Annotated in this window: 20 protein-coding genes; 5 read left to right on the top strand and 15 right to left on the bottom strand. The window is 69.1% G+C overall.

Going from position 1 to position 26,036, the window contains the following annotated elements; all coding sequences use genetic code 11:
* Positions 1–130: 130 nt before the first annotated feature.
* From pgeF to lgt, 3 genes are all read right to left on the bottom strand, one after another.
* Entirely contained in the window at positions 131–898 is a 768-nt protein-coding gene (gene pgeF, locus AC3AOF_RS15145) for a peptidoglycan editing factor PgeF (RefSeq protein ID WP_488345781.1), read from the bottom strand.
* Between the two features lie 71 nt (positions 899–969).
* Positions 970–2,046 carry a class I SAM-dependent methyltransferase gene (locus AC3AOF_RS15140; protein WP_488348997.1) on the bottom strand — a complete coding sequence of 359 codons (1,077 nt, stop codon included), beginning with the start codon at positions 2,044–2,046 and terminating at the stop codon, positions 970–972.
* Positions 2,037–2,939, bottom strand: coding sequence for a prolipoprotein diacylglyceryl transferase (gene lgt, locus AC3AOF_RS15135; RefSeq protein ID WP_236990067.1), 903 nt, complete (start codon positions 2,937–2,939; stop codon positions 2,037–2,039). The genes AC3AOF_RS15140 and lgt overlap by 10 nt, the downstream gene beginning before the upstream one ends.
* A 1,700-nt stretch (positions 2,940–4,639) precedes the next feature.
* Here lgt and AC3AOF_RS15130 point away from each other — a divergent pair.
* Positions 4,640–5,399 (top strand): IS5 family transposase gene (locus AC3AOF_RS15130; protein WP_488345780.1). Its coding sequence is split into 2 segments (ribosomal slippage): positions 4,640–4,960 and positions 4,962–5,399, totalling 759 coding nucleotides; the frame shifts between segments, so codons are not numbered across the junction.
* 182 nt (positions 5,400–5,581) lie between these two features.
* On the opposite strand, the gene AC3AOF_RS15125 is transcribed toward AC3AOF_RS15130, so the two are convergent.
* Positions 5,582–6,406, bottom strand: coding sequence for a helix-turn-helix domain-containing protein (locus AC3AOF_RS15125; RefSeq protein ID WP_488345779.1), 825 nt, complete (start codon positions 6,404–6,406; stop codon positions 5,582–5,584).
* A 227-nt stretch (positions 6,407–6,633) separates the two neighbouring features.
* Here AC3AOF_RS15125 and AC3AOF_RS15120 point away from each other — a divergent pair, with 227 nt between their 5' ends.
* Positions 6,634–7,458, top strand: a complete 825-nt coding sequence (locus AC3AOF_RS15120) for a sterol desaturase family protein (RefSeq protein WP_048427922.1) — start codon at positions 6,634–6,636, stop codon at positions 7,456–7,458.
* A 20-nt stretch (positions 7,459–7,478) separates the two neighbouring features.
* Here the strand turns inward: AC3AOF_RS15120 and AC3AOF_RS15115 are convergent, their stop codons facing one another.
* Positions 7,479–9,194: a GMC family oxidoreductase gene (locus AC3AOF_RS15115; RefSeq protein WP_200601933.1), complete on the bottom strand. Its 1,716-nt coding sequence runs from the start codon at positions 9,192–9,194 to the stop codon at positions 7,479–7,481.
* 5 nt (positions 9,195–9,199) lie between these two features.
* Positions 9,200–10,588 carry a UbiD family decarboxylase gene (locus AC3AOF_RS15110; protein ID WP_488345778.1) on the bottom strand — a complete coding sequence of 463 codons (1,389 nt, stop codon included), beginning with the start codon at positions 10,586–10,588 and terminating at the stop codon, positions 9,200–9,202.
* Between the two features lie 205 nt (positions 10,589–10,793).
* Here AC3AOF_RS15110 and AC3AOF_RS15105 point away from each other — a divergent pair, with 205 nt between their 5' ends.
* The 3 genes from AC3AOF_RS15105 to AC3AOF_RS15095 all read left to right on the top strand — a co-directional run bounded on the left by AC3AOF_RS15105 (position 10,794) and on the right by AC3AOF_RS15095 (position 13,880).
* Complete coding sequence (locus AC3AOF_RS15105) at positions 10,794–11,720, top strand: LysR family transcriptional regulator (RefSeq protein WP_488345777.1); 927 nt, start codon at positions 10,794–10,796, stop codon at positions 11,718–11,720.
* A gap of 133 nt (positions 11,721–11,853) precedes the next feature.
* Positions 11,854–13,311, top strand: coding sequence for an aldehyde dehydrogenase family protein (locus AC3AOF_RS15100; RefSeq protein ID WP_488345776.1), 1,458 nt, complete (start codon positions 11,854–11,856; stop codon positions 13,309–13,311).
* Positions 13,308–13,880, top strand: coding sequence for a UbiX family flavin prenyltransferase (locus AC3AOF_RS15095; protein WP_048436754.1), 573 nt, complete (start codon positions 13,308–13,310; stop codon positions 13,878–13,880). The genes AC3AOF_RS15100 and AC3AOF_RS15095 overlap by 4 nt, the downstream gene beginning before the upstream one ends.
* Positions 13,881–13,882: 2 nt before the next feature.
* Here the strand turns inward: AC3AOF_RS15095 and AC3AOF_RS15090 are convergent, their stop codons facing one another.
* The 9 genes from AC3AOF_RS15090 to AC3AOF_RS15050 all read right to left on the bottom strand — a co-directional run bounded on the left by AC3AOF_RS15090 (position 13,883) and on the right by AC3AOF_RS15050 (position 25,265).
* Positions 13,883–14,365, bottom strand: coding sequence for a TIGR02444 family protein (locus AC3AOF_RS15090; protein ID WP_488345775.1), 483 nt, complete (start codon positions 14,363–14,365; stop codon positions 13,883–13,885).
* Positions 14,366–14,459: 94 nt separating this feature from the next.
* Positions 14,460–15,806: an MFS transporter gene (locus AC3AOF_RS15085; protein ID WP_048427916.1), complete on the bottom strand. Its 1,347-nt coding sequence runs from the start codon at positions 15,804–15,806 to the stop codon at positions 14,460–14,462.
* Between the two features lie 152 nt (positions 15,807–15,958).
* Positions 15,959–16,765: an enoyl-CoA hydratase/isomerase family protein gene (locus tag AC3AOF_RS15080; RefSeq protein WP_091886997.1), complete on the bottom strand. Its 807-nt coding sequence runs from the start codon at positions 16,763–16,765 to the stop codon at positions 15,959–15,961.
* Between the two features lie 56 nt (positions 16,766–16,821).
* Positions 16,822–18,372, bottom strand: coding sequence for an AMP-binding protein (locus tag AC3AOF_RS15075; RefSeq protein ID WP_488345774.1), 1,551 nt, complete (start codon positions 18,370–18,372; stop codon positions 16,822–16,824).
* Complete coding sequence (locus AC3AOF_RS15070; protein ID WP_091887001.1) at positions 18,365–18,889, bottom strand: (2Fe-2S)-binding protein; 525 nt, start codon at positions 18,887–18,889, stop codon at positions 18,365–18,367. The genes AC3AOF_RS15075 and AC3AOF_RS15070 overlap by 8 nt, the downstream gene beginning before the upstream one ends.
* Positions 18,877–19,716 carry an FAD binding domain-containing protein gene (locus AC3AOF_RS15065; RefSeq protein WP_488345773.1) on the bottom strand — a complete coding sequence of 280 codons (840 nt, stop codon included), beginning with the start codon at positions 19,714–19,716 and terminating at the stop codon, positions 18,877–18,879. The genes AC3AOF_RS15070 and AC3AOF_RS15065 overlap by 13 nt, the downstream gene beginning before the upstream one ends.
* Complete coding sequence (locus AC3AOF_RS15060; protein ID WP_488345772.1) at positions 19,713–22,670, bottom strand: xanthine dehydrogenase family protein molybdopterin-binding subunit; 2,958 nt, start codon at positions 22,668–22,670, stop codon at positions 19,713–19,715. The genes AC3AOF_RS15065 and AC3AOF_RS15060 overlap by 4 nt, the downstream gene beginning before the upstream one ends.
* Before the next feature lie 270 nt (positions 22,671–22,940).
* Positions 22,941–23,798 carry an AraC family transcriptional regulator gene (locus tag AC3AOF_RS15055; protein ID WP_488345771.1) on the bottom strand — a complete coding sequence of 286 codons (858 nt, stop codon included), beginning with the start codon at positions 23,796–23,798 and terminating at the stop codon, positions 22,941–22,943.
* A 60-nt stretch (positions 23,799–23,858) separates the two neighbouring features.
* Positions 23,859–25,265, bottom strand: coding sequence for a sodium:solute symporter family protein (locus AC3AOF_RS15050; RefSeq protein WP_488345770.1), 1,407 nt, complete (start codon positions 25,263–25,265; stop codon positions 23,859–23,861).
* Between the last annotated feature and the right edge of the window lie 771 nt (positions 25,266–26,036).

Genomic DNA, 26,036 nt, shown 5'->3' with positions numbered 1-26,036 from the left:
GGGCGAATGGCCAAGGTTCACGGGCACACAGATTTTTTTTGCTACGCTTGCCGGAGCAATCCTGACGATCACCGTTCGGCGCCCCAACGGGCTTGCGGCCGCCGCCGGAATCGCCGCGGCACGGAGACCGTCAGGGCGTCACGGCGATGGCCGAGACGAGCCGGCCGTAATCGGCCTCCGCCCGGTGGGTGGTGCGGCGGTAGCTGAAGAAGCGGTCCGGATCGGCGTAGGTGCACAGACTCAAGTTCGCCACCTCGCCGATGCCGGCCCGTTCGAGCCGCGCGACGATGTAGGCCGGGAGGTCGAACAGGCTGTGGGACGCGCGCTCGGGGCTGACCGCGAAGTAGCGGGCATTGTCCGGGTCGGCCGTCTCGAACCGCTCGCGGAATTCCGGGCCGACCTCGTAGGCTTGCGGCCCGATCGTGGGCCCGAGCACCGCGACGATGCCGGTGCGCTCGGCGCCCAGGCCCTCCATGGCGGCGAGCGTCGCCTCGATCACGCCGGTGAGCGCGCCCTTCCAGCCGGCATGCGCGGCGCCCACCACCCGGTTGACCGGATCGGCGAACAGGATCGGCCCGCAATCGGCGGTGAGGATGCCGAGCGCCAGACCCGGCACCCGGGTCGCCATCGCGTCGGCGCGGGGGCGCTCGTTCGGGGGCGCCTCGACCACCAGGGCCTCGGCCGAATGGATCTGGTAGAAGCTGATCAGGTTCTCCGAGGGCAGCGCGAGTTGCGCCGTCATGCGGCGGCGGTTCTCCCGCACCCGGGCCGGATCGTCGCCGGAGCCGAGGCCGCCGTTGAGGGAGGCGTAGAGCCCCTCCGACACGCCGCCCTGCCGGGTGAAGAAGGCGTGGCGGATGCCGGAATGGGAGCTCAGCTCGGGCGCTTCGATGAACATCGCTGGCTCCATCCTGGGGCGAGGCGTCCTGCAGGATCGCCGGACAATCGTGTCGAAACCGGGAATTTTTTCTAGAGGCCCGGCAGCGCCGGCTGGTTTGGCCCCGCGAGCCCCATCACCTTGAACAGGTGGCCCATGCCGCGGGGCGTGCGGTCGATCAGGCGGTCGGCCCCGGCCCTCACCGCTTTGGCCTGGACCGGGGTTGCCCGGGCCGCCAGCCGCTCCGCCCGCTGGGCGAGGCCGAGCGCGAGAAGGAAATCGGCTTGCGTCACCGGTCCGTGCACCACGGCGCCTGTGCTCGCGGCGGCGCGGGCGAGCGCGGCGAAATCCACCTGCGCGGTCAGGTCGGTCTCGCCCGGGGCCTCGAGAGGGTCGGCGAATCGGTGGCGCGCCACCGCCTGGAGCGTGTCGGCGGTGCCGCCGTAGAGGTCGCCGTAATCGATGGCGAGCAAGGCACCGCCCTCGTGGGCGAGGCGCCCGGCGATCTGCCGGGTGAGGTCGAGGGCGACGGCCGGCAGAGTCAGGATCGCGCCGGGCGCTCCGTCCGCGGTGATCTCCGGCGTCGGGTCCGGGCTCAGGCCGAAGGTGAGGGCATCCCCCTCCAGGCCGACCCGGCGCTCGCACCAGCCGCGCGCAGTGCGCTGGTACTGGCGCACCGGCAGGGCGTCGAAGAACTCGTTCGCCAGCAGAATCGCCCGACCGCCCGGCAGCGTGTCGATGGAATCGTGCCAGGTCGGCGCCGCGTCGGCGAGCGCCCGCCCTTGCGCGGCGCGCAAGGTGGGGCTGGTCTCGACGAGGTGGAGGTCGGCAGCCGCGAGGCAATCGGGGGCCGCCGCCTTGAGGGCGCGCAGGGCATCGGCCATCAGCGTGCCGCGGCCGGGGCCGAGCTCGACGAGGCGAAACGGGCTCGGCCGGCCGAGCCCGTGCCAGACCTCCGCCGTCCACAGCCCGAGCAGCTCGCCGAAGATCTGGCTGATCTCCGGCGCGGTGGTGAAGTCGCCGGCCGCGCCCAGGGGATCGCGGATGCGGTAATAGCCGTGCACGGGATGGCCGAGGCAGAGCGCCATGTAGCGCTCGATGGTGATCGGCCCCTCGACGGCGATCAGGCGGCGTAGCTCGCCGAGGAGCGGCGTCTCGCTCACGCCGATTTCGCTTCCGGCGAATCGCCCTCGGTGGCCTCGTCGAGCCGCGGCCGGGGCCTCGTGTCGCCCCGCAGGGCCCGCACGATGAAGACGGCACCGGCCAGCAGCATCGGCACGCAGAGCAGCATCCCCATGGTGATGCCACCGTCGAGCGCCCCGACATGGGTACCGAACAGGAAGCCGAGCTGCGGGTCGGGCTCGCGGAAGAACTCGCAGGTGGTCCGCGCGATGGCGTAGCCGACGACGAACAGGCCGCCGAGCAGACCGGGACGGCGGAAGCCGAAGCGCCTGACCGCGATCGCCATCAGGACGAACAGCACCAGCCCTTCGGCGAAGGCCTCGTAGAGCTGGCTCGGATGGCGCGGCAGCGGTCCGCCGTTCGGGAACACGATGGCATAAGGAAAGTCCGGCGCCGGCCGGCCCCACAATTCGCCGTTCACGAAATTGGCGATGCGGCCGAAGAACAGCCCGATCGGCACCACCACGGCGGCGAGATCGAGCATCGCATAGGTGTTGAGGCCGCGGCGGCGGGAGAACAGCACCAGGGCCAGCACCGCCCCGAGGAACCCGCCGTGGAACGACATCCCGCCGCGCCAGATCGCCAGGATCTCGGCCGGATGCGACAGGTAGGCGGCGAGGTTGTAGAACAGCACGTAGCCGATGCGCCCGCCGAGCACGACGCCGAGCGCCACCCAGACGATCAGGTCGTCGATGTCGAGGGCGGTGGGACGGCGCACCGCGCCCCAGAGCGCCGGGGCCGAGACCAGGCGCTTGGCATAGTACCAGCCGCCCACGAGGCCCACGATGTAGGCGAGGGCGTACCACTTGATCTGCAACGGCCCGATCGCAACCGCGACGGGGTCGATGGCCGGGAAGGGCAGGGCGAGGAGCGGAGACATCGGGCGATGAGGTGAACCGGCGGCGGGGCGGCGTCAAGGCGGCCCCCATGCCGCGAAAGCGTGTCGAGCGTGCGGCAGGAGCGTTGCGGGTGAGGGGTTGATTCGGTCTGGTCCGAAACCGGTGCAGGGTGGATCGGCTCTGCCGTGTGGCAGGATTGTCCAGGTGATCCTCCCCCGGCTGGCGCGTTCGTGCTCACCCACGCCGGCGCTGATCCGTTGCGGTGGCTGCTCGTGTGGTGGCTGCTTGCCCTCGCACTCATCAACCTCGGCAGGATCTGGGCACTATGGCGGACGCGTCAGCTGTCCCTCCGAATCCGCGGCGGCATTCGCGGTCTTCGTTCTCGTCACCGTCGAAGCGGTACCGTTCCGCCTCGTCCACATAACCGGCGCAATGCGCCAGGGGGTGAAGCTCGACGCCCTGATAGGTGCAGTGGAGGCCGAGAGACTGACCTCCGCAGCACTGGAGCCGGCTCGCCCAGATAGGCCTCCTCTCGCCGCAGGGCCCTTCGGCATCGGAAGTTCACGATAGCCGAATGAGCATAGCTGGAATGAAGCTGCGACTCTTCTGCAACATGCGCCAGCGCCGCCCGATCATTCAGAGTGGCGATCGCATCACTCGGCCGCGTCGCACCCCAGCGGTAAGGGCGCAACGATCACGATGCAGCTCGGGATGTGAGAGCAGATACGGCCAGTTCGGGGGGTGGGAGTCCGCTGCCAGGGCACTCGATGCGAGTCGCAAAGACACGTCGGAAAAACCCTGATTCTTCAAGGGCCCTTGTGCCCGGTGACCAAACTATGCCGAGATCGTGGACAAGAACGCACCCTAAAAGGACAAATTATGGTGTGCGTTGCAGAATGCCTGGCGGAGAGGGAGGGACTGTCCAAGCAGACTGAAAAGATCAATGAAATTAGCGGTTTCGCGTTCGGCTTTCCGTACGCTTTGTACCAGCCCTTTGTACCCCGTGTCCAGACTGCATTGGTTAGGTGGCGTTGCGACTCAAGGGTCCGACTTGGCCTTATTCATGGGCAAGCGGCTATCCTGCACGAGCTCTCCAATCTCGGGGTCTGTCCGCACGAGCGCCTTACGATGAGCGGCGAACGTCGCTTCAAGCTCCTCGGGGCCATACGTGAGCCTGACTTGGAAAGCCTTCGCGACTTAGCGATGGGAAATCCGTGAACGCGGTGGCGTAATCCATCGACGTGGCGAAGGCGGTTCGGCGCGCCGCGACCAACCGGGCCTGTCTGATTTACTTGCCCACCGGAGTTGGCGCCATCGCATTGGTCGGCAGAGGCCATCGACTGGCATTTCCGCCGATGATGTATCGGTGTTGTCGGCACCTGCCCGCACTTCTGCAACTGTGGCGATGACTGTTCGAACCGAGCGTCGAGCTCGGTAGGACGAGGTTGGCGCTCACCCCGGCCCGAACCGCCGGTCCTGACCCGAAGCGGCACTTCATGATACGTATAAGAAACGTCCGGTTGCGAGTAGCTTCCGGACATTCGGGTTCGAAAATGTCGCAAAGGCATATAGCACATGGCCCGGTGAGATATGTGACTTATATTATAAGTATTGATAACAAATTTTCAGCGAAGCGATACTCGTCCCAGAAGCTGTTGGCAGCCTTAGGGTGTAAACCCGTTCAAGGTATTGCAGTTATGTGCGACATATGATTCTACGCGCCTCCCAGATGGATGAGGCTATGGCAGAGCTGTTCTGGCTGTCGGATGAGCAATGGCAGGCGATCGCGCCGTTCATGCCCACCAACCAGCCCGGCGCTCGTCGCAAGGACGACCGCAAGATCCTGTCGGGCATCCTGCACGTCATCAAGTCCGGCTGCCGCTGGAAGGACTGTCCTGGCGACTACGGGCCGTCCACCACCGTCTATAACCGCTTCAACAGGTGGTCGCGCCGCCGCTTCTGGACCGGCATGCTGGAGGCCCTGGCCAAGGCCGGATGGTCCGGCGAAGCGGCTGCCCTCGACGCGACCTACGTCAAAGCCCAGCGCGCCGCCCACGGCGGAAAAGGGGGGGGGCCGCGAGCAGGCGATCGGCCCTTCGCGGGCGGGTCCGACCACCAAGATCCACGTCCTCACCGATGTGATCGGCCGCCCGGGCGTCATCCACCTCACCCCCGGCAACGCCAGTGACGTCAAGACCGCGCCCGCCGTACTGGCCCGGGCACCCGGTCGCGTGCGGCGGCTCATCGCCGACAAGGGCTACGATGCCGACTGGCTGCGCCAGGACCTGCGCGAGCAGGGCATCAGCGTTGTCATTCCCGGTACCCGCGCCCGCAAGCGCAAGATCCGCCTCGACAAGCGACGGTATCGGGATCGCTGGCGGGTCGAGGCGGTCTTCTGCCGCCTCAAGGACTTCCGCCGCATCGCCACGCGCTACGACAAACTCGCCCGCAACTTCGCATCGGCTCTCGCCCTCGCCGCCGTCACTGCGTTCTGGTGCTGATTGAGTCTCAGCCCTTGGAATCGAGAATTTCCACCCCACGTAGTACAACAACCCCTTTATCCTGATGTCTACGATGAATAATGAGCGCTGATCGCCCCGTTGACGATCCTTTATCGAGCGGCCGCCTCCCAGCTCCCGATCAGATTATTAGCTACTCAATCGCGATTCTAACTCGATATCACTTACGGAAGCTCAGCGACGACGCGCCTAAACTGACTGGGTATTGTACCGGTATGTTGCTGAAAGAAGCGGGTAAAGTTGGCTGGTGCGCTGAAGCCTAGATCGTCAGAGACCACGGCAAGGGTTGTGGCGGGGTCTAGGATAGCCGCGACAGCAGCTTCGACGCGCACGGCGTTGGCGTAGACGGCCGGGCTCAGCCCCGTGCAGCGGCGGAAAAGTGTGTTGAAGTGCGGCCGCGATAGACCGGCCGACCTCGCGACGGTTTCGAGATCGCGGGGTACGGCACCCGATTCCCCCATAAGTTGAAGGGCCCGCCGGATGCGGTGATCGGTCAACAGTGCCACACGCGGGGGCTGCCGGTCTCCATAGCGATGCGCCAAGGCGATGATCAGGGCACGGATCCGGTCTTCGAGCGTTGCTGCGTCAGTATCGTGGCAACCTATGCGCCGTACAAGGTCCTCGCGCGCTCTCCACAGGGTGCGGTCGAGTGGCACGCAGGACACTTCGAAGAAGCGGCCGGCGCCGCAGGGCCGGAACGCGCGGTCAATCCCAGCGAGCCAAGCGGGCTCGATGTAAAGGGCGAGGAAGGCCGTCCGCTGCAGCCCACCCCGGTGCAGGTAGCGGTGCGGCTCCCAACTGTTGATCAAGATCGCGGTGTCGTCGCGCACGGGCAGCGCCCGGCCCGCGACGATAAAATCCTGGTCGGGGCCGCTCGCCTTCAGGATCACGTGGCAATGATGGTGCGCGTGATCAACGAGGGAGGTGTCCATGTCGAGGAGCGCCACCCGGCCGAACGCGCCGCGCAGGATTCCGAGAGCCTGGGTCACGATCCGCGATCACCTTCCCTGCCGGCCCGGGCCGGCATCACCATAGTTCCGATTGGGGAGATTAACCCATGCGCACGTCTACAACTCCGGTTGGGCGCGCGAAAAACATCCGGATTGATAAGTCAGCCTCCGGGGTGATCAGGGTTCTGCGCGCGAGCTGCGCCACACTCCACGTCTCGCAAGCAGGTTCCCCGTCCGAGAGGGAAAGCGAGACGAGGAGGAAACCAATGACACCCGTCTTCCAAAGCCCGGAGCGCGACCGGCGCGAGCAGGAGCGCCAGAGCACTTTTCGCGAACGCTTCGTGGCCGAAACCCCGCCCTGGTACCACGGCGCGATCCATCTCGGCTTCACGCTGCTGATCACCGGCGGTACGGTCCTGTACTGTTGGAACCGGATCGAGGTCTCCTCGGCATGGGAGTGGCTGCTGGTCGTGCCGATCGTGCTTCTCGGCAATTGGTGCGAGTGGGCCGCGCACCGCTACGTGCTGCACCGCCCGGTGCCCGGGCTCACAATGATCTACAAGCGCCACTGCACAGTGCACCATCAGTTCTTCACGCACCATGACCTTGGCTACAGTGGCCACAAGGAATGGCGGGCTCTGCTGTTTCCGCCCTTCGCCCCGATCGGCTTCGTGCTCGCCGCCCTGCCGCCGGCGCTTCTGGCCGGCTGGCTGATCTCGTCGAATGCCGGGTACATCGTCGTGCTCACGATGGCCGCCTACTACCTGCTCTACGAGGGCCTGCACACGCTCTCACACCTCGATGACACGCGGCATCCTTACCTGCGGCACATCCCCCTGGTGAACACCGTGCGGCGAATGCACTACATTCATCACGTGCTCGGGTTCATGCAGACCCGCAACTTCAACCTCACATTCCCGATCTGCGACGCACTGTTCGGCACCAGCGACCTCGACCGATCCCTCGTCGGGACGCTGTTCAACGGCGCATCGCACGACCACATGCGGGCCGACATCCGGTCGGCGGATCCGGATCTGTCGGCGACAAGCATCGAGGAGGCCGAGCGGCGTACGCGGGCTCGCCTCGCCTGACGCCCGGGTGGCCGGCGGCCTCAGGCCCCAGCTCCCAGCTGCGCGACGAGGTGATCGGCGATCTTCTCGCCGATCATGATGGTCGGCACGTTGGTATTGGCACTCGGCAAGCTCGGCATTACCGAGGCGTCCGCGACGGAGAGCCCTTCGACGCCGATCACCCGCCCGGTCGGATCGACCACCGCACCCCTGTCGGTGGAATCGCCCATGCGGCAGGTGCCGCTCGCATGCCACACGCCGAAGACCGTCTCGCGCACGAAGTCCCGCAGGGCTGCGTCGTCGGCAGCGATCCGGCCGAGATCGACCCCGCCGGACACGGCGCGTAGCATCAGCCGGCGCAAGGGGGCAGGACCGTCGAGGAGCCGGGCCAGCAGGGCAGTGACGCGCCGGTTGCGAGGCGTAACCCGGCTGAGCCGCTTGATCGCAGGCGTGAAGCTCGCCGGGAAGATCGCCGCGGGATCCGGGTTGAGCTGCGGCGAGACCACGAGCGCAACGAGGTCGCGCAGGCCCGTCGCCAGCCGTTCGAGATCGCGCGGGTCCGACAGGAGGCCGAGGTCGACGTCCGGACGGCCCGCCGGATCGGCCGGGTTGAGGCGCAGCCGCCCGATCGAGTGCGGCTGGTTCACCCATAGGAAATAGAGGGCGAGGCTCGCCCCGAGCGCGTGCCAGCCGCCGCGGGCGGAGGCGGTGAGGTACATGTCGGAGGGTGTACCGCCCGGCAGGCCGGAGGAGGAGCGCAGGGCGACGAAGCTCGCCCGTCTGTAGCTCAGCGGCAGGCGAAGCCGACGGGGCAGGTACTGCGCGATGGTCAGGGCTGGGTGATCGCGCAGGTTCTCGCCGACCCCGGGCCGGTCCGCGAGGACGGTCACGCCGCAGGTACGCAGGTGTTCTGCGGGTCCGATCCCGGCCCGCAGGAGCAGGACCGGCGATTGCAACGCGCCTGCGCAGACTACCACCTCCCGCGCCGCCACGCGCTGCTCGCGTCCGTCCGCTTGGCGCAGCTGCGCGCCGACGGCGCGCCGTCCGTCGAACACCAGGTCGGTGACCTGCGTGTGCGCAGCGATGACGAGGTTCCCGCGCGCCCGCGTGGGCGCGTCGAGATAGGCCGCGGCAGAGGAAACCCTGGCGTCATCCCGGTTGGAGAAGGCCGGCGGGAAGATCCCGTCCTCGAATTCGCCGTTCTGATCGAGGCGCCGCGGCAGGCCGGTCGCGTCGAGAGCCGTCGCAACCGCGTGTGCGAAGGGCGGCCAGGCCGGTTCGAGGATGCGTCGGATCGGCAGGGGGCCGTCGCGCCCGTGCAGCGGGCCGTCGCAGTCGAGGTCGGTCTCGAGCTTGCGGAAGTAGGGCAGGACGTCGTCCCAGCCCCAGCCCCTCGCCCCGGCCGCCGCCCAGGCGTCGTAGTCGCGCGGGAGACCGCGGTTGGCCGCCTGCACGTTGATGCTCGACGAGCCGCCCATCACGCGGCCCTGCTCGTAGGCCCGGCGCCGGATCCGCCCATCGGCCCCGCGGGTGACGGCCGCGTCGAGGCCGGGCCAGATGTAGGTGTCGCCGAAGAACAGCGGCATCGGGTAGCTGTCGAGGATCTCGGCCGGCACCTGTCCTGGGGGCGTGTCGCAGCCGGCCTCGACGAGAAGCACCCGCCGGTTCGGATCGGCCGAGAGACGTTTGGCGAGGACGCAGCCGGCCGAGCCGCCGCCGACAACGAGCACATCGACCTCATGGGGCAGTTCGCTCATGCGCATCAGCCCCCGAGTACCGCGCGCCAGTCCGCATCCGGCACGACCACGGCCGCGAGGTCGAGCTCGGCCTGGCCTGGCACGCGGATGCGGGTGAACTTCATCGGCGGCGCGTCCAGCGGTGCCGTGGCGTCGAGGCCCATCTTGGCGCCCACGCCCTCGCGTGCGGACGGGTCGAGCTTCGAGCCCTGCGAATGCGCGACCACCACGAGGTCGCGGTCGGCCTGGAAGCGGGTGGCGACCGCCCACTCGACCTCCTTCGGATCGTGGATGTCCACGTCCATATCGACGACGACCGCGTGCTTGATGTCGTAATGGGCCGCGAAGGCGCCAAGCAGGACGTTCTTGGCCTCGCCCTCCTGCGTCTTGCGCAGTTTCACGTAGAGGTGGTAGCGGCCAACCCCGCCGAGGGAGAGATGGACGTCCTCGACCCCTGGGAAACTACGCTTGAGGGTTGCCAGGATCGTGGCCTCGCGGGGGATTGCCCCGAGCAGCAGGTGCTCGAGTCCGCCTCCGACGATCATGTGGAAGAGCGGCCGCTCGCGGTGGGTGACGGCGTCGACCTGCATGACGTGGCGCTCGGCCCGCTCGCCGTAATATTGCGGGAACTCGCCGAACGGCCCCTCCGGCTCGCGCAGCTCCGGCAGGATTCTCCCCTCGATCACGATCTCGGCTTCTGCCGGCACGCGCACATCGTTCGTGAGGCACTTCACCACGTCGAGGGGAACGCCCGTGAGCGCACCGGCGATCTCGAGTTCGTCCTGGCCGAGCGGCACGATCGCCTGGGAGGCGAGCAGGCAGGCGGGATCGACGCCCACGACGAGCGCGACCTCCAGGCCGCGGCCGGCGGCTTCGGCGCGGCGGTAGAAATGATCGGTGTGGCGCGGCAGCACGAGAACGCCGATGCGGTCGGGCCCGTTGATCTGGCAGCGCAGGATGGCGACGTTCTGCGCGCCGGTCTCGGGATCGCGCGAGATCATCAGCCCCGCCGAGATGTAGGGACCTCCATCGTGCTCGTTGAGCGTCGGCACGGGCAGCATCCGCAGGAGATCGATGTCGGTGCGGTAGACGATGCTCTGGGCGGGCCCGGTCTCACGCTCGCGCCAGGGCAGCGGCGCCGCACAGGCCTGCTGGACATGCGCGACGAGGCGGTCCTCCGTCGTCCCGAGCGCTTCGGCCATCCAGGCCCGGCTGGAGACGAGGCCCGAGACGATGGTGCCGTCCTGACCGTCGGGGCGGGGAAACAGAGTGGCGCTGCGCCCGTCAAGCCGGTTCGCCACCGCCGCGGCCTCGTGGCGAAGCCCGATGCCCGGCCGTGTCACGCTGAGGCGCCCGCTCTGCCCGAGGCGGGCGAGCCAGTCGCGCAGGGATCGGGTTGGGGCCGGCACGCTCATGTTGTCCTCCCGGTCGCGGCCCGCGCGGGGCGCCGTCGTCCCGTCTCGTTAGGCTGCTGCGGCGACGGACTGAAATAAGGATTGCTGATGGGGCCGATCAGGCGGTCTGAATTGCCGTGGCAGCAGGCTTATGCTCCTGTGATACGGCGTGTTTTCGACGGCCGACCGCCGCACTGGAGCACCGCCGGAAGCCAGGATTCCGCACGTGGATTTGCGCCAGATCTCCTACTTCGTCGCTCTGTTCGAGGAAGGCAGCGTGACGCGCGCGGCGCAGCGGATGAACGTGGTGCAACCAGCACTCAGCATGCAGATCGCCAAGCTCGAGCGCGAACTGGATCAGCGGCTCTTCGAGCGGCAACCTAAGGCAATGGTGCCGACCGCCGCAGGCCGGCTGCTGCACCGGCTCGTGCAGCCGATCCTACGCGACGTTGCCGAGGCCCGGGCCACGATGGCGCAGCTCTCCCAGAGCGTGTCGGGGCGGGTGACCGCAGGCATCCTGTCGTCGCTCTCGATGAGCGTGGTGCCGAGCGTGCTGGCGCGCTTCGCCGCTACCTACCCGCAGGTGGAACTGTCTCTGGCGGACGGCTATTCCTCGACCTTCATCGACGGCGTTGGCGACGGCAGCCTCGACCTGGCGGTGATCAACAAGCCCAACCGCCGCCTCGGCCTGATGATGGAGCCACTTCTCGATGAAGAGATGGTGGTGGTGGGCGCGAGCGCGACGCCGCTGCCGATCCCCATGCCGGTGCGCACGCGCGATCTCGTCGGACTCGACCTCGTCCTGCCCTCGGCCCGCCACGGTCTACGCCTGGAACTCGACCGGCGGGTCGGCGCGGAGGACATCACCTTGAGCCCCCAGATCGAACTCGACCTGCCCTCCGCGATCGCGGATTTCGTCGCGCGCTCGAACCGCTTCACGGTCCTTCCCAGCATCGCGGTGAGCCGGCAGCTCGTTGAGGGCTCGCTCAAGGCCTACCGCATCGTGGCGCCGCGGATCACCCGCCAGCTCGTCATCATCCATCACCCAAAATACCCGCTCACCCCCGCGGCGATGCGCTTCGTCGAGATCCTTGGCGAGGAGCTGTCGGCAGCAGCGGCCGCACTCCAGGCCCATATCGTCACGGGTCCCTGACCGGCGAACCGACGTCCCGCTGATCGCCCGCATCATCCATCCTTATTCGACAGGAAAACACCCTCAACCCTACCATTCCGCCCCAACCCGGCGCCCAGGCCCGGGACGCACATCAGAGAGCGGGGAAGCAGGCATGGACGCGGTGGCACGCCACTGGATCGACGGGGAGGCCTACGGCCAGCCGGAGGCGGACAGCCTCGATCCGGCGAGCGGCGAGCGGGTCGGCCACCTCGCGCAGGGTGGCGCCCGGGAGGCCGAAGCAGCCGTCGCCGCCGCGCGACGGGCCTTCGACCGGGGCATCTGGGCGTCGTCGCCTCGGTTGCGGCAAACGGTGCTGCTGCACTGGGCGGCCGCGCTCGAAACCGGCAAGGAGCCCCTCGCCGAACTCCTGACCCGCGACAACGGCAAGCCGCTCGCGCAGGCGCGCGGGGAACTCGCGGGCGCGATTTCCGAGATCCTCTACTACGCGGGCCTCGCCCGCCACATACCGGGCCACGTACTGGAACCCGAGCCCGGCGTGCTCTCGACCATGCAGCGCGAGCCGGCCGGCGTCGCCGGCATCATCGTGCCGTGGAACGCGCCCGCGGTGCTGCTCGTCCGCTCGCTCGCTCCGGCGCTGGCCGCGGGCTGCACCACCGTCGTCAAGCCCGCCGCGCAGACGGCAGTGTTCAACGCGGCCCTGATGGCGCCGCTCTTGACCGCCCCCGGGCTGCCGCCGGGCGTCGTCAACGTTGTGGTCGAGACCGGGCACGCAGGTGCCCAGCACCTGTCGGTGTCGCACGACGTCGACGTCCTAAGCTTCACCGGTTCGACGGCGACCGGCAAGGCGATCATGCGGGCCGCCGCCGACAGCATGAAGAAGCTCTCGCTGGAACTCGGGGGAAAATCCGCCTGCCTCGTTTTCCCCGACGCGGAGATCGGCGACGTCGCGCGCAAGCTTGCCGCCGCCGCGACGGTCATCTCGGGTCAGCAATGTACCGCTGCGCGGCGCGTCCTCGTCCACCGTGCGGGGCTGCCCGCGATGCGCGACGCTCTGACCGCTGCCCTGGCCGACCTGCGGGTCGGACCGGGCCTCGAGGCTGGCACGCAGATGGGCCCGCTGATCGACCGGGCGAGCCGCGACGCGGTCGCGGCCCGGATGGAGGCAGCCTGCGCAGCGGCCGACCGGGTGCTGCTGCGGGCCACGATTCCCGACGAGGCGAGGGCGCGTGGCGCCTTCCTCACGCCGGCCCTCGTCGCGCACGACGATCCGCATGCGGACTTCGTGCAGGAGGAGATCTTCGGGCCCTTCGTAGTGCTCGAAGCCTTCGACACCGAGGCCGAGGCGGTGGCGCGGGCGAACGATACCATGTTCGGTCTCTCCGCCAGCGTCTGGACCCGCGACGGGGCGCGGGCGCTGCGGGTGGCCCGGGCGCTGCGCAACGGCACGGTCTGGATCAACGACCACAACAAGCTGTTCGCCGAAGCCGAAACCGGCGGTTACCGGCAGAGCGGCCTGGGGCGCTTGCACAGCTACGACGCAGTCCATGACTTCACGGAACTGAAACACATCTATCAGGCGCCGGGCCTCGTCGAGGGTACAGTGCCGTGACGAACCTGCCCCTGGTGGTCGGCATCTCGGGGGCCTCGGGCGTGATCTATGGGATCCGCCTGCTGGAGATCCTGCGCGACCTCGACATTCCGGCACATCTCGTGATGTCGCGCTCGGCCGAGGTGACGCTCGCCCACGAGACCGACCTCAAGGTCTCAGAGGTGCGCGTACTGGCCGCCCGGACGTACGCGCAGGCCGATATTGGCGCGGCGATCTCCTCCGGTTCCTTCCGCACCCGCGGCATGGTCGTGGCGCCATGCTCGATGCGCAGTATGGCTGAGATCGCCACCGGCGTGACCTCTGGCCTGCTGACCCGGGCCGCGGACGTGGTGCTGAAGGAGCGGCGCCGTCTCGTCCTCATGGTGCGAGAGACCCCCCTGCATACTGGCCACCTGCGCACCATGACGGCCCTGTCGGAGATGGGGGCGATCATCGCGCCTCCGGTCCCTGCCTTCTACGCGCGGCCCGAGAGCCTCGCCGAGATGATCGACCACACGCTCGGCCGGGTACTCGACCTCTTCGAGATCGAATCCGGGCGGGTCCGGCGCTGGCGCGACGCCAGTTCTTGAGGTCATGCTTCTGCCAAAGCCCGGAGCAGCGCCTCGCGGGGGACTCGCGGCAGGGGCCGGCCGAGATGAACGGCGTAAAGGTCGAGGTATCGGTTTGCCGCTGCGAGGGGCTCGGGAGCGGACGGCTCCGGAGCGGGCGCGCGCCCCGCGAGTATTACCAGGGCGAGGCGCTCCGCCTCAATTTCCGAGGCCTTGATCCTGTCCCGTAGCGACTCTGTCGCGAGGCCGGGCAGGAGGGGCGCCTTCATGGCCCTGCGCACGGCTCTGAGCGGTGCGACCACGGCTGCGCGCCACGGCGCGACGGCGGCGTCGGCCGACCGGACCGCTTCTGCATTGAGAGGCCGGCCAGTCTCCGCGCACCAGATCAGGTAGAGCACGAGTGTCACGTCCGCCGCCGCTTCGTCCTGGAGGGCGAGGCAGGCCGGCGCGGCCCCCGGACGGCCATAGAGAGCAAGGGCAAAGGCCCAGAGCGCGTGGGCGTCCATCGCACATTCCTTCGGAAACGGGAGTGACCGGCCAGGTATGCCCTGGCCGGTCCCGGGATCAGCGGCAGGTACAAGTCTGCAGAGAAGGGAGCGCTCAGATGCGCTCGAGGTTGCCCCGCGTCTCCTCCGTCATGAAGGCGCCAACGAGGTAGACGGCGGTGACGGCGGTCGTGAAGATCGCGAGCATCATCGGGATCTGGCCGGGACCGTCGACCGCCAGCGACACCAGCGTCGGCAGCATGCCGCCCAGCGCGAAGCCGACGTTCCAGGTCAGGCCGGTGCCGGTGGCGCGCAAAGCGGTCGGGAACTTCTCGTTGAGAAAGATCAGCAGCGGGCCGTAGCTCGCGTTGGCGATGAGGGACAGGAGCATGACGTAGACTGTGAGGAGCGCAGTGTCGGTGGTCTGGGCCATGGCGAGGAAGAGCGCCGGGAAGGCCACCAGTCGCACTGCGCCCATGAGCAGGAAGCTCGATCGGCGTCCGATGCGCTGACTCAGTTCGCCGAGCGCGCAGGCGCCGAATGCGGCGGCGACGTTGGCGGCGATGAGCATCATCGACGCGGTCGCATTCGGAACGCCATTCACGAGCTTGAGGTAGGTCGGCAGGTAGCCGGAGGTGAGATAGTAGGCTGCGCCACCGCCGAACGAGATCAGGGTCGAGACCAGGAAGGCCCTGATGTACTCGGCCGAGAACAGGGCACGCACCGGCGAGGCGACCACGGGTGCCCCGGCGCGGCGCGCCGACTTCTCCGCCTGGAGCTGTCGGAAGATCGGCGATTCCTCAAGGTTGCGGAACAGGACCAGGCCGACGGCCGAGGTCAGGAGCCCCGAGAAGAACATCGCCCGCCAGCCCCAGGAGGCGAAGGCCTCGCCGGGTGCCAGCAGGGAGATCACGTAGAAGACCAGCGAGGCCAGTAACCCGCCGATCGCCGCGCCGCCGCCGCCGACTGCGCCCGACATCAGGCCGCGCCACCGCTCGGGGACGGATTCGGTACCGATCGTGTGCGAGGCCGCGACCACGCCGCCGACGAAGATGCCTTGGATCAGGCGGAATGCGAGGAAGATCGCCGTAGCGGCCCAGCCGATCTGACCGACCGTGGGCAGGAGCCCGAAGGCCGCGGTCGAGACGCCGACCCCGACCACGGCGATCATCAGCGCGCGCCGCCGGCCGAGGCGATCGGCGTAGGACCCGAACAGGGCCGAGCCGAGGGGACGGATCAGCAGCGTGACGGCGAATGATGCGTAGGCGCCCGCAAGCGACAGCATCGGCTTGTCGGCGGGGAAGAACAGTGTCCCGATGACGGGAGCAACGTAGAGCAGGATGAAGAGGTCGAACAGGTCGAGGCCCCATCCGAACAGCGAGGCCATGGCGGCGGTGGCGGTCTGGCGGGTCGTCGGCTTGGGCAAGGCCTCGGACACGGGAATCGTGGTGGCGGCGGACATCGGGTTTCCTCCTTTGGGCACGCGGCATCGTTGGCCCGGCCGGTGCGGCCGGGCCTTCCGATGGTCATGAGGGTCGATTTCGGGGCCGCCCGGCCGCCTCTTGGCGCTGGTTCCTGGCGCTGGTTCTTGTCGCCGGCTGGGGCGGGGCAGCGCTACGAGCCGCGGAAGCTCGGCTTGCGCTTGGCGTGGAAGGCCTCGACGCCCTCGCGGAAGTCGTCGGACTGGCGCAGGCGGCTGTAGCAGTGGCCCTCGAGTTCGATGGCGATCGAGAGGGTCGAGTCCTCGGTGTCGTTGAGGAGCTTCTTGGCCGTGCGCTGGGCGATGGGCGAGAAGCCGCGCAGCTCCTCCACCAGCGCGTCGACGGCGGCTTCGAGTTCGCCGTCCGGCACGCACTCGGTGGCGATCCCCCATTCCAGCGCCTGCCGGCCGGGAATGCGCTTCGAGCGCATCACGATATCCTTGGTGCGGGTGATGCCGACGATCTTCTGCAGGCGGGCTGAGCCCCCGGAGCCTGGGATCTGGCCGAGCTTCTGCTCGGGCAACGCGTACCGGCAGGTCTCCGAGACGATGCGGAAGTCGCAGGCGAGCGAGATCTCGAAGCCAACGCCGAACGTATAGCCGCGGTTGGCCGCGATCACGGGCTTGGCACAGCGGGCCGGCGCCGCCATGTTCCAGGCGAGCTTGGAGACATGCTCGGGCGAGGCGTCGAGGAAGCCCTTGATGTAGCCGCCGGAGGAGAAGTGTTCGCCCTCGGCGCGCAGCACGATCACGCGGACGCGGTCATCTTCGTCGAGGGCCTCGAACACCTTCCGGATCTGGTCACGTTGGGGCATCTCGATCACGTTCATGGGCGGGCGGGCCAGGATGACGTCGGCGCGTTCACGGGCGGGGTCGATTTCGACGCGGAAGCCGTCGAGGTTGGAAAGCCGGGGGTCGCTGGTCCGGGAATCACTGGTCATGGGGTCACTCTCTCGTTGACCTTGGAGACAAGGCCTTTGGGGGGGAGGGAATTGCGTCAGGCGGCGGCGGAGGGGTCGCTCGCCGCCTCTGCCTCGTACGCGCCCGCGACGAGCTGGCGGCGCAGGAGCTTGCCGACCGGGGATTTCGGGATCGCGGCGACGAACACGTAGGCGCGTGGGAGCTTGTGGCTCGGCAGCCCGGCCGCGCGGCAATGCGCGTCGAGATCGGCTTCGTCGACGGACGCACGGCGCTTGACGAAGGCGGTGACCACCTTCCCCCAGCGCTCGTCGGGCAGGCCGACCACGGCGATCTCCGAGACGGCCGGGTGCAGCGACAGGCAGCTCTCGATCTCGACCGGAGAGACGTTCTCCCCGCCCGTGATGATCATGTCATCGACCCGGCCGGTCACGAACACGTCGCCATCGCCGTCCATGAAGCCGGTGTCGCCCGTGAAGTACCAGCCGTCGCGGAACGCCTTCGCGTCGGCCTCCGGGCGGCGCCAGTAGCCCTCGAAGGCCTCGTCGCCGCGCGCGATCACGGCGATCTCGCCCTCCTCGCCGGGGGCGGCGGCCGCGTGCGGATCGGTGGCCGCGAGCGGGACGATCCGCACCAGGGTGTTGAGGCCGGCCCGCCCCGCCGAGCCGGGCTTCACCGCGGCGTCCTGGTTGATCGTGAAGGTGTAGACCTCCGACGAGCCGTAATGGTTGACGAAGAGGTCCGGCCGGAACGCCTCGGTCAGCCGGCCGAGGAGGCCGTCCGTCATCGGCGCGCCCGCGAAGCCGAGCTTGCGCACCGACGACGTGTCGGTCGCGGCGAAGTCCGGATGGTGGACGAGGTCGTGGTAGAGCGTCGGCACGAGGTAGAGGTTCGTCACCCTCTCAGCCGCGATCAGACGCAGCGCGCCCGCCACGTCGAAGCGCGGCAGGCACACGAAGGTGCCACCGATGAGCGACATGGCGAGCAGCGAGCGCACCCCCATCGTGTGGTAGAGCGGCATGACGCCGAGGGTCCGCTCGCCGCGGCCATAGAGGTTCTGGGCCACGTGGGCGAGGGCGGCGGCGCGCTCCGTGCGGTGGCGGCGCGGCACGCCCTTGGGTTTCGCCGTGGTGCCCGACGTGTAGAGCATCAGCGAGACCGCCTCGGCATCGGCCCGTGGCGCGACCGGCTCGGCCGGCACGGCGGCGAGGTCGGCAAAGCGCGTCTCGCCGGGCTCGGGCTCCACGCCGACGACGATGCGCGGGCAGAGGCGGGCGGCGGCACTCGCCCGCACGCTCGCGGCCGAGACGCCCTCGTAAGCGACCGCCTTCGCCTCCGCGTTCTCGACCACGAAGTCGATCTCGTCGGGATTCGCCCGCCAGTTGACCGGCGTGAGCACGAGGCCGGCGAACTGGCAGGCCCAGTGGAGCGTCGCCGCTTCCAGGCGGTTCTGCAGCACCGTGACGAGGTGGTCGCCGGGCTTAAGGCCGAGCGCGTCGAGGCCCGCGACCACGGAGGAGATCAGCCCATACCACTCCGCGTAGGTGAGGCGGATCTCCCCGTCGACGATGGCGATGCCCCGCGGGTCGCGGGACACGCTCGCCAGGAAGCTGGTGCCAAGGTCAAGCATGGGATGGGGTCTCCTCGGTCGGTTCGCCGCGCAGCAGGGCGGCGGCCTCGACGGCGGCCGCGATGATCGGGGCGTAGCCGGTGCAGCGGCAGAGATGCCCGCCGATCACCTCGGTGAGCTCTCCCTGCGTCGCGTGCGGGCGGTGCCGCAGGTAGGCGTCGAGCGACATCAGGATGCCGGCGGTGCAGAAGCCGCATTGCAGGGCGTGGTGGCGCCGGAAGGCCGCCTGGAGCACGCCGAGCCGGCCGGGTTCCGGCGCCAGCCCTTCGACGGTGCGCACGTCGCTGCCCTCCACGGCGACGGCGAGCGTCAGGCAGGCGCGGGCGGGCAACCCGTCGATGGTGATCGTGCAGGCGCCGCAGACACCATGCTCGCAGCCGACATGGGTGCCGGTCATGCCGAGGCCGTGGCGGAGCGCGTCGGTGAGCAGCGTCCGCGGTTCGACCTCGACCCGGGCGGGGGCGCCGTTCAGCGTGAAGGCGACCTCGTGGCGTCGCGTCGCGTCTAGCCGTGGCATCGGCGGGCCTCCTCTGCGGCCTGTTCGAGGACCTTGCGGCCGAGGCGGCGCACGAGGTTGCGGCGGTAGCGGGCAGTGGCGTGGACGTCGTCCCCTGCGCCGAGGTCCCAGGCGAGGGCGTTGAGGGCGTCGTCGAGGGCGGCGCCGTCTAGGAGCGGCCAGTCGCGGGCGGTCGGCCGGTCGGCGACGCCGCCCACCGCGAGGCGCATCCGCTGCCCGTCGACCACGGCCGCGCAGGCCACGATGGCGAAATCGCCGTGGCGCCGGGCCATCTCCGCGAAGGCGTAGCCGGAGCCCGGCCTGCGCACCGGCAGGGCGATCGCCTCGACGAGCTCGTCGTCGGCCCGGTCGGTCACCATCATCCCGACGAAGAAGTCGTCGGCCCGTACCCGCCGCGCCCGCTTGGCGGAGCGCAGATGCACCTCGCCCTCGAGGGCGACGAGGCAGAGCGGGATCTCGGCGCTGGGGTCGGCATGGGCGACGGAGCCGCACAGGGTGCCCCGCGCCCGGGTCTGGACGTGGCCGACGAAGGGGAGGGCTGCGGCCAGGAGCGGCACCTCGTCAGCGAGGCCCGGCCGGTCGAGCAGGAGCGTCTGCCGCGCGCCCGCCGGGATGACGAGGGCGCCGTTCTCGCGGCGGGGCGACCGCAGCGTCTCGATCCGCATGAGGTCGACGATCAGCGCGGGCTTCGTTAGCCGCATGTTCAGCATCGGCACGAGCGACTGGCCGCCCGCGACGATGCGGGCCTCGTCGCGATGGCGGGTCAGCGCCTCCAGAACCTCGTCGAGGCTCGCGGCGCGCAGGTAGTCGAAGCGGGCGGGCTTCATGCGGAGACCCCCAGGCGCGCGAGGAGCCGGCGCAGCAGGCCGGGCCGGGACTCGCCGCCGGCACGGCGCGCGAGGGCGGAGAAGAAGCCGCCGATGATCACCCGGGCCGCCCCGTCGAGGAGACGGCCACCCACCGCCGCGACCTTGCCGCCGACGGAGGCCTCGTAGGCGTAGCCGATGCGCGTCCCGCCTCGGGCGTCCGGCGCCAGGGTGATCCGCCCGCTGCCGCCGCCGTTGCCGAGCGCCCCCGTCACGGTGCCCGACAACGTCGCGGCCCGGGGCGGATCGAGATCCGAGAGCGTGATGTCGGCCTTGTAGCGGCCCTTCACGGGGCCGACGCCGAGGGTCACGTCGGCTCGGAAATGCGTCTCCGACAGCTTGCGCACGCCATGCGCGCCCGGGATCACCGAGGTTAGCACGGCGGGGTCGAGCAGCATCGCCCAGACCGCCTCCGGGGCTGCCGCCACCCGGGCTTCACCCTCGCCGCGCATGGTCCGGTCGCCCGGGCGGGCCTGCGCCTGCACGGTGCGGCCCTGCGGGGGAGCCGGCTCGTCGCTGCGCTCGCTGAGCGCGGCGAGCTTGGCGGGCGTCAGCGGCAGGTCGATAGCGTCGATCCCGAGCGCGTCCGCCACCGCATTGGCGAGGCAGACCGGCGTTGACATGCAGTTGCCCTCGCCTACGCCCTTCGCTCCGAGGGGTGTGAAAGGAGAGGGACTCTCGAGATGCAGGACGACGAGGTCGGGGATCTCGGTTGCGGTCGGCAAGAGGTAATCGGCGAAGGTGCCTGACAGGAAGGCGCCGTCCTCGCCGTAGGCGAGCTCCTCGTACACGGCGGCGCCGAGCGCCTGGGCGAAGCCGCCGCGCACCTGGCCCTCGACCATGCCAGGGTGGAGGATCCGGCCGCAATCGTGCATCGAGACGTAGCGGTCGATGATGAGCTTGCCCGTCGCCCGATCCACCTCCACGCCGCAGAAATCGAAGATGAAGCCGTGACACAGCGAGGAGTTGACGGCATCGCCCTCGTCGGGTGCTGCCAGCTCCGGCGGCGTCCAGAACGCCGTCTCGCGGATGACGGAGCCGACCTCGTCGGGCACGAGGCCCGGCGACCAGTGGCTCGTCGCGGCGACGCGCGCGAAGGGCAGCGCGGCGTCCGGGTTCGTCCGCGACGCTACGCGGCCGCCCGCGAAGACGAGGTCGTCGGCCCGCACGTTGAGCTGGGCCGCCGCCACCTGGGCGAGCCGGTCGCGCAGGCGCGTGGCGGCCTGGTAGGCCACCCCGGCGACCGCGGCGGCGAAGCGGCTCGAATAATTGCCCGAGGCGATCGACCACGCGTCCTTGGCGGTGTCGAGATCCGTGGTCACCCGGACCTGATCGAGCGGGATGCCGAAGACGTCGGCCACGACCTGGGCGAGAACGGTGCGATGGCCCTGGCCCTGCGGCACCGAGGCGACCTGCACGGTCACCGAGCCGACCGGATCGAGAGTGACGGTGGCGGTGGCCTGCGCGCCGTTCTTCGGGCCGGCCTTGGCGCGCTCGGCGGCCGTCAGCACCGTGGTGATGTAGCCCATGTTCGAGACGCTGGGCTCGACCGCGGCGGTAAAGCCGATGCCGTAGAGCCGGCCCTCCGCCCGCGCCGCCTCGCGACGGCGGCGCAGAGCGTCGAGACCACCATCGCGAACGGCCTCGTCGAGGGCGCGCTGATAGTCGCCCGAGTCGTACAGTGCCCCGGTCGCGGTGCGGTACGGGAAGGCGTCCGCCGGGATCAGGTTCCGGCGAATCACGTCGAGCGGGTCGAGCCCGAGCGTCGCGGCGATGCGCTGCACGAGGCGCTCGAGAGGGTAGTAGACCTGCGGGCCGCCGAAGCCGCGCACGAGGCCGGTCGGCGTCTTGTTGGTGACCACCACCCGGTTGCGGATGCGCACGTGCCGGATCGCGTAGGCGCCGGTCATGTTGCCGTGCATCCGGTACAGGGTCGCCGGCTCCGGTGCGCGCAGGGTGGCGCCGCAATCCTCGACCTGGTCCCAGTCGAGGGCAGCGATGCGGCCCTCGCCGTCGAAGGCGGCCGTCAGGGTGGTGACGCGGTTCGTCGCCGAGACCGAGGCGGCGAGGTGCTCCATCCGGTCCTCGATCCACTTGACCGGGCGCCCGACCTTGCGGGCGGCGGCGCAGATCAGGACCGCGTAGGGGGCGACGCCCTGCTTCACGCCGAAGCTGCCGCCGGAATCCGGCGGCGTGCGCAGCCGCAGGCGGTTGCCCGGTACCTTGAGGGCGCGGGCCACCACGGCATGGATGCTGAAGGGGCCCTGGAAGTTCGCGAGGAGATCGTAGGAATCGTCGCTCGGGTCGTACTCGGCGACGACCCCGTAGGTCTCCATCGGCGAACCGGTGTTCCGGGGATAGCGGACCGTCACCGAGAGGGTGTGGCGGGCCTGCGCGAAGGCGGCGTCCGGGTCGCCGTACCTGAAGGCGCGGTCGCTGACGAGGTTCTGCCCGACGCCCTCGTGCAGGACGGGCGCGTCCTCGGCCAGCGCTGCCAGCGGATCGACCATCGCCGGGCGGGCGCGGTACTCGACCTCGATCAGGTCGCAGCCGTCCTCGGCGACGTAACGATCCTGCGCCACGACCACGGCGACCGGCTCGCCGACGTAGCGCACCCGGTCGACAGCGATCGCCCGTGCGTCCACGGCGGCGCGGAGCGCCGGGACGAGGGGACCGGCGACGTCGGCGAGATCGTGTCCGGTGAGCACCGCGACCACGCCCGGGAGCGCGCGGGCCGCGTCGGCGTCGAGGCCGAGGATGTCGGCGTGCGCGTGAGGGGAGCGCAGGATCGCCGCGTGCAGCGTACCGGGCTTGTGCCCGAGATCGTCGATGTAGCGTCCGCGTCCGGACAGCAGAGCGGCGTCCTCGACGCGCTCGACCGACTGCCCGACGAAACGGCTGTGCTCGATGCCCAATGCTCGCTTCCTCGTTCGAGGCTCTATGGAGGCCTCGTGAGTGCAAACTGCATCGACCCCGCCGCGGGACGTGAGACGCCCCCGTCTCACGACTTACCGAAACGTCTCAAAATCCGCGGACCGGCATCGTGACGTCCGGGCGGGCTTGCTGGTGCAGGGGTGCGACCCTTGCTTCTCCGGCGCACGGGACAGGCGAGCGTCGCACCCCGTCCGGCAATGGGCGGCGGTCGTGCAGGCAGGGGAGCAGCGCGTGAGTTGCGGCGGGTGGGATCAGGCCGCGAAGCCGGCCGAGCGGCGGACGATGCCGCGGAAGACGCTCGGGGGCACGCTGACGTGGTCGCGGAAGAAGCGCGAGAAATGCGCGGGTGCCGCGAAGCCGAGCTTCGTGCCGAGATCCGAAAGGCTCTCGTCGCCCGCGACGATCGCCTCGACGGCGCGCTCGATCCGGATCGAGTTGAGGAAGACGTGCGGCGAGGCGCCGGTCGTCTGCTCGAACAGGCGGTAGAAATGGGCGCGCGACAGGCCGGCTTCGCGGGCCAGGGCTTCGGCGCTGAGGCCGAGCCCGTCCTCGCCGCGCATCCGGGCCATGGCCCGCTGCACACGCCAGTCTCCCCGCGGGCGCCGCCCTGCTTCGCGCAGGGAGGTTCCGATCTCGCGCCACTTCGTGAACCGCTCGATCAGGGCGATCATCAGTCCCGGCAGCAGCTCGCCTCGGATGCGCGGTGAACCGGGGGTGTAGACCATCTCGGCGGCGAGATCCCGCACGAGACCGCGGATCGCCGCGGTGATCAGCCCGGCGGGCTCGTCGAAGAAGCCCGGTGCGGCGCTCGCCGACCAATTGTGCCGGAAGGCGCCGAGCCATGCCGGCTCGATGTACAGCGCGAGGATCATCGACGGCTCGCGGCGCGGATCGTGGACGTAGGCGTGGGTCTCCCACGCGTTGACGAGGACCGCCTGGCTGTCGGTCAAGTTGATCACCCGGTCGCCGACCAGGAACTGCGTGTCGTCACCCTCGACCTTCAGCAGCACGTGGCAGTGCGGATGGGCGTGGCGAACCAACCCGCGATCCATGTCGAGCAGGGCAACGCGGCCGAAATCTCCGTACGTGATTTCGAGAGCATCAGACATGAGAACAGCCTAGCACCCGGTGCCGAAAGCAGCCAGCCGTCGCCATGCCCAGCCTCGCTTCTACTTCTGTCGCAGGGATACCGGAACAGAGGCCGGGATGTCCGCGCCTGACCGCTTCAGCAGGTGATCCGTCCCCATCACGACCAGTGGGATGACCAGAGCCACGTAGGCATTGTCGATCCCGAATGGGTCGCCCGCCAGGAACCAGCTGATCGTCAGCACGAGGGACGCGACGATGCTGACGAATGCGGCCCGCGGCCGCGCCACGTGTGGCGCGTAGAAGGCGAACAGGACCAGGACCGCGAGAGTGGTGCGCAGGGACTTGGCGAGGAAGGTAACCTTCAGGATATCCGGCGCGTAGATCGCGAGCGGGATCGGCAGCAGCCCCACCACGATCGTCGCCGCACGCACGAAGGCGAGCGAGCCGCGTCCTTCCACATCGCCGCGAAGGGGTATGTAGAAATCCTTGTAGAGGAGCGTCGCCGCACCGATGCTGAGCGCCGAGATCGTGCCGAACAGCGAACCGGCGAGGCCCGCGACCACGACCGCGGCAAGGACGTCGTCCATCCGGCCGATCAGCGCCGGCAGCACCCCGATCGGCGGCACGTTCGGCATCAAGGCGCCCGCGCACACGCCGACGAGGGCGGCCAGCAGGCCGAACGGAACGAGAAGGATTGCGCACCAGAAGCTCGCGGCCTGGGCGGTGCGACCGTCCTCCACGGTGTTGATCGCCTGGATCACGTATTGTGTCGAGAAGACCGCGCCGATCCCGGCCACGAGCCAAGCCAGGATCTGGGACCAGCCGACGGTGTCGACAGCAAACATCCGGGCCGGAACCTGTGCCTGCAGGGACCCGAGGCCGCCGATTTGCGAGACGGCGAAGGCCGCTGCGACCAGGATGCCGACGTACTTGACGACGGCGTGCAGCACATTGGTGGTGATCACGGAGCGCATGCCGCCGATGCCGACGTAGAGCGTCGCCACCGCGCCGGTGATGACGATCGCCGTGGTGCGGTCCATCCCGAGCAGCCCCGCCAGGATGGAGCCGCCGCCCGCGTAGGTCGAGATCGCCACGATCTGCAGGGCGAAGATCATGATGACCGAGGTGGCGAGCTTGGTCGGGCGTCCATAGGCGCGGGCCAGCGCGCCCGAGATGGTATTCTCGCCGAGCGTCTTGAAGCGACGGGCCAGGAAGAAGGCGTACAGCATGAAGCCGACGCCGAGGGCCACGATGTTCCAGGCCGCCGAGAGGCCGACCTTCACGGCGGTCTGCGTCGTGCCGACGCTCGCCGCCGTACCGATGAACTCGGACATGAGCAGGAAGCCGATCAGGACTGCCGGGTAACGCACTCCTCCCGACGTGAAGCTGCCGGCGCTCCTGGCGTGACGGCGCGCGACGACGCTGATCAACCCCATCGCTGCCAAGTAGGCCAAAGTGAGCGACAGCACGACCCAGTTCGGCTGCATGATGCCGCTGTCCGTCAGACGTCAGAGAATGTGCGCAGGTCGCGGTGATTGGGCATGATTTCTCCGGTTGTTCTTTCGGGCGACCGCGCGTGACGGCGTTCTTGTATGCGCCCAGTCGGAAGGATCGTGCGTGTAGAGCGGTTGTTCATCAAATAGAGAAAAATGATATAGGTGATCATCAGCCATGATGGCTCCGGCCTCCCAGACATGACCAGTCAGTGGCCGACGATACGTGGCGGGGCGCGGAACCGTTGCTGATCCTAAGACGATCGAAGTGGAGAGGGATGCTGTCGCAGCGCCTGCGTGATTGGGAACATGTCAAGCATGTGCCGCCGGGCCGGCTGCAGGGGGCGAGCCGGGATCGGTGGAAGCGGGCGCCGCTGCCCTGGCGCAGATCGACTGCAACGACCCCGATGTCCCAGCAAGCCGGCAGCCGCCGCGCAAGCGACTGCGCAGCCCTTGGAAACGCCGCCTCCACATGCGGATCGGGCAGCCTTGACAACGGGATAGAGCGCGTTGCCTTACCCGGCCTTGGTCGCACGTACCTTCGAGCGCCAGTGCGCTCGCTTTCGCTATGCCAGTGTGAGGCCCCGATCCTTCCGCTGCGATTCCTGCCAAGCCCAATTCTGCAGCATTATAATCTGATCCTTGGCCGTGAAGACCACTAAAATCGTTAGCTTAGTGATCGCCGCCAAGAATGCGCCGCTATTTTATATTTGTCGACGAAAAGCTATCGCGACCAACTGTTAATGGGTTTTTTGATAATGGAAC

Source organism: Methylobacterium sp. 142-1Y, assembly GCF_057747795.1.
This window is presented reverse-complemented; position numbering and strand designations above follow the sequence as displayed.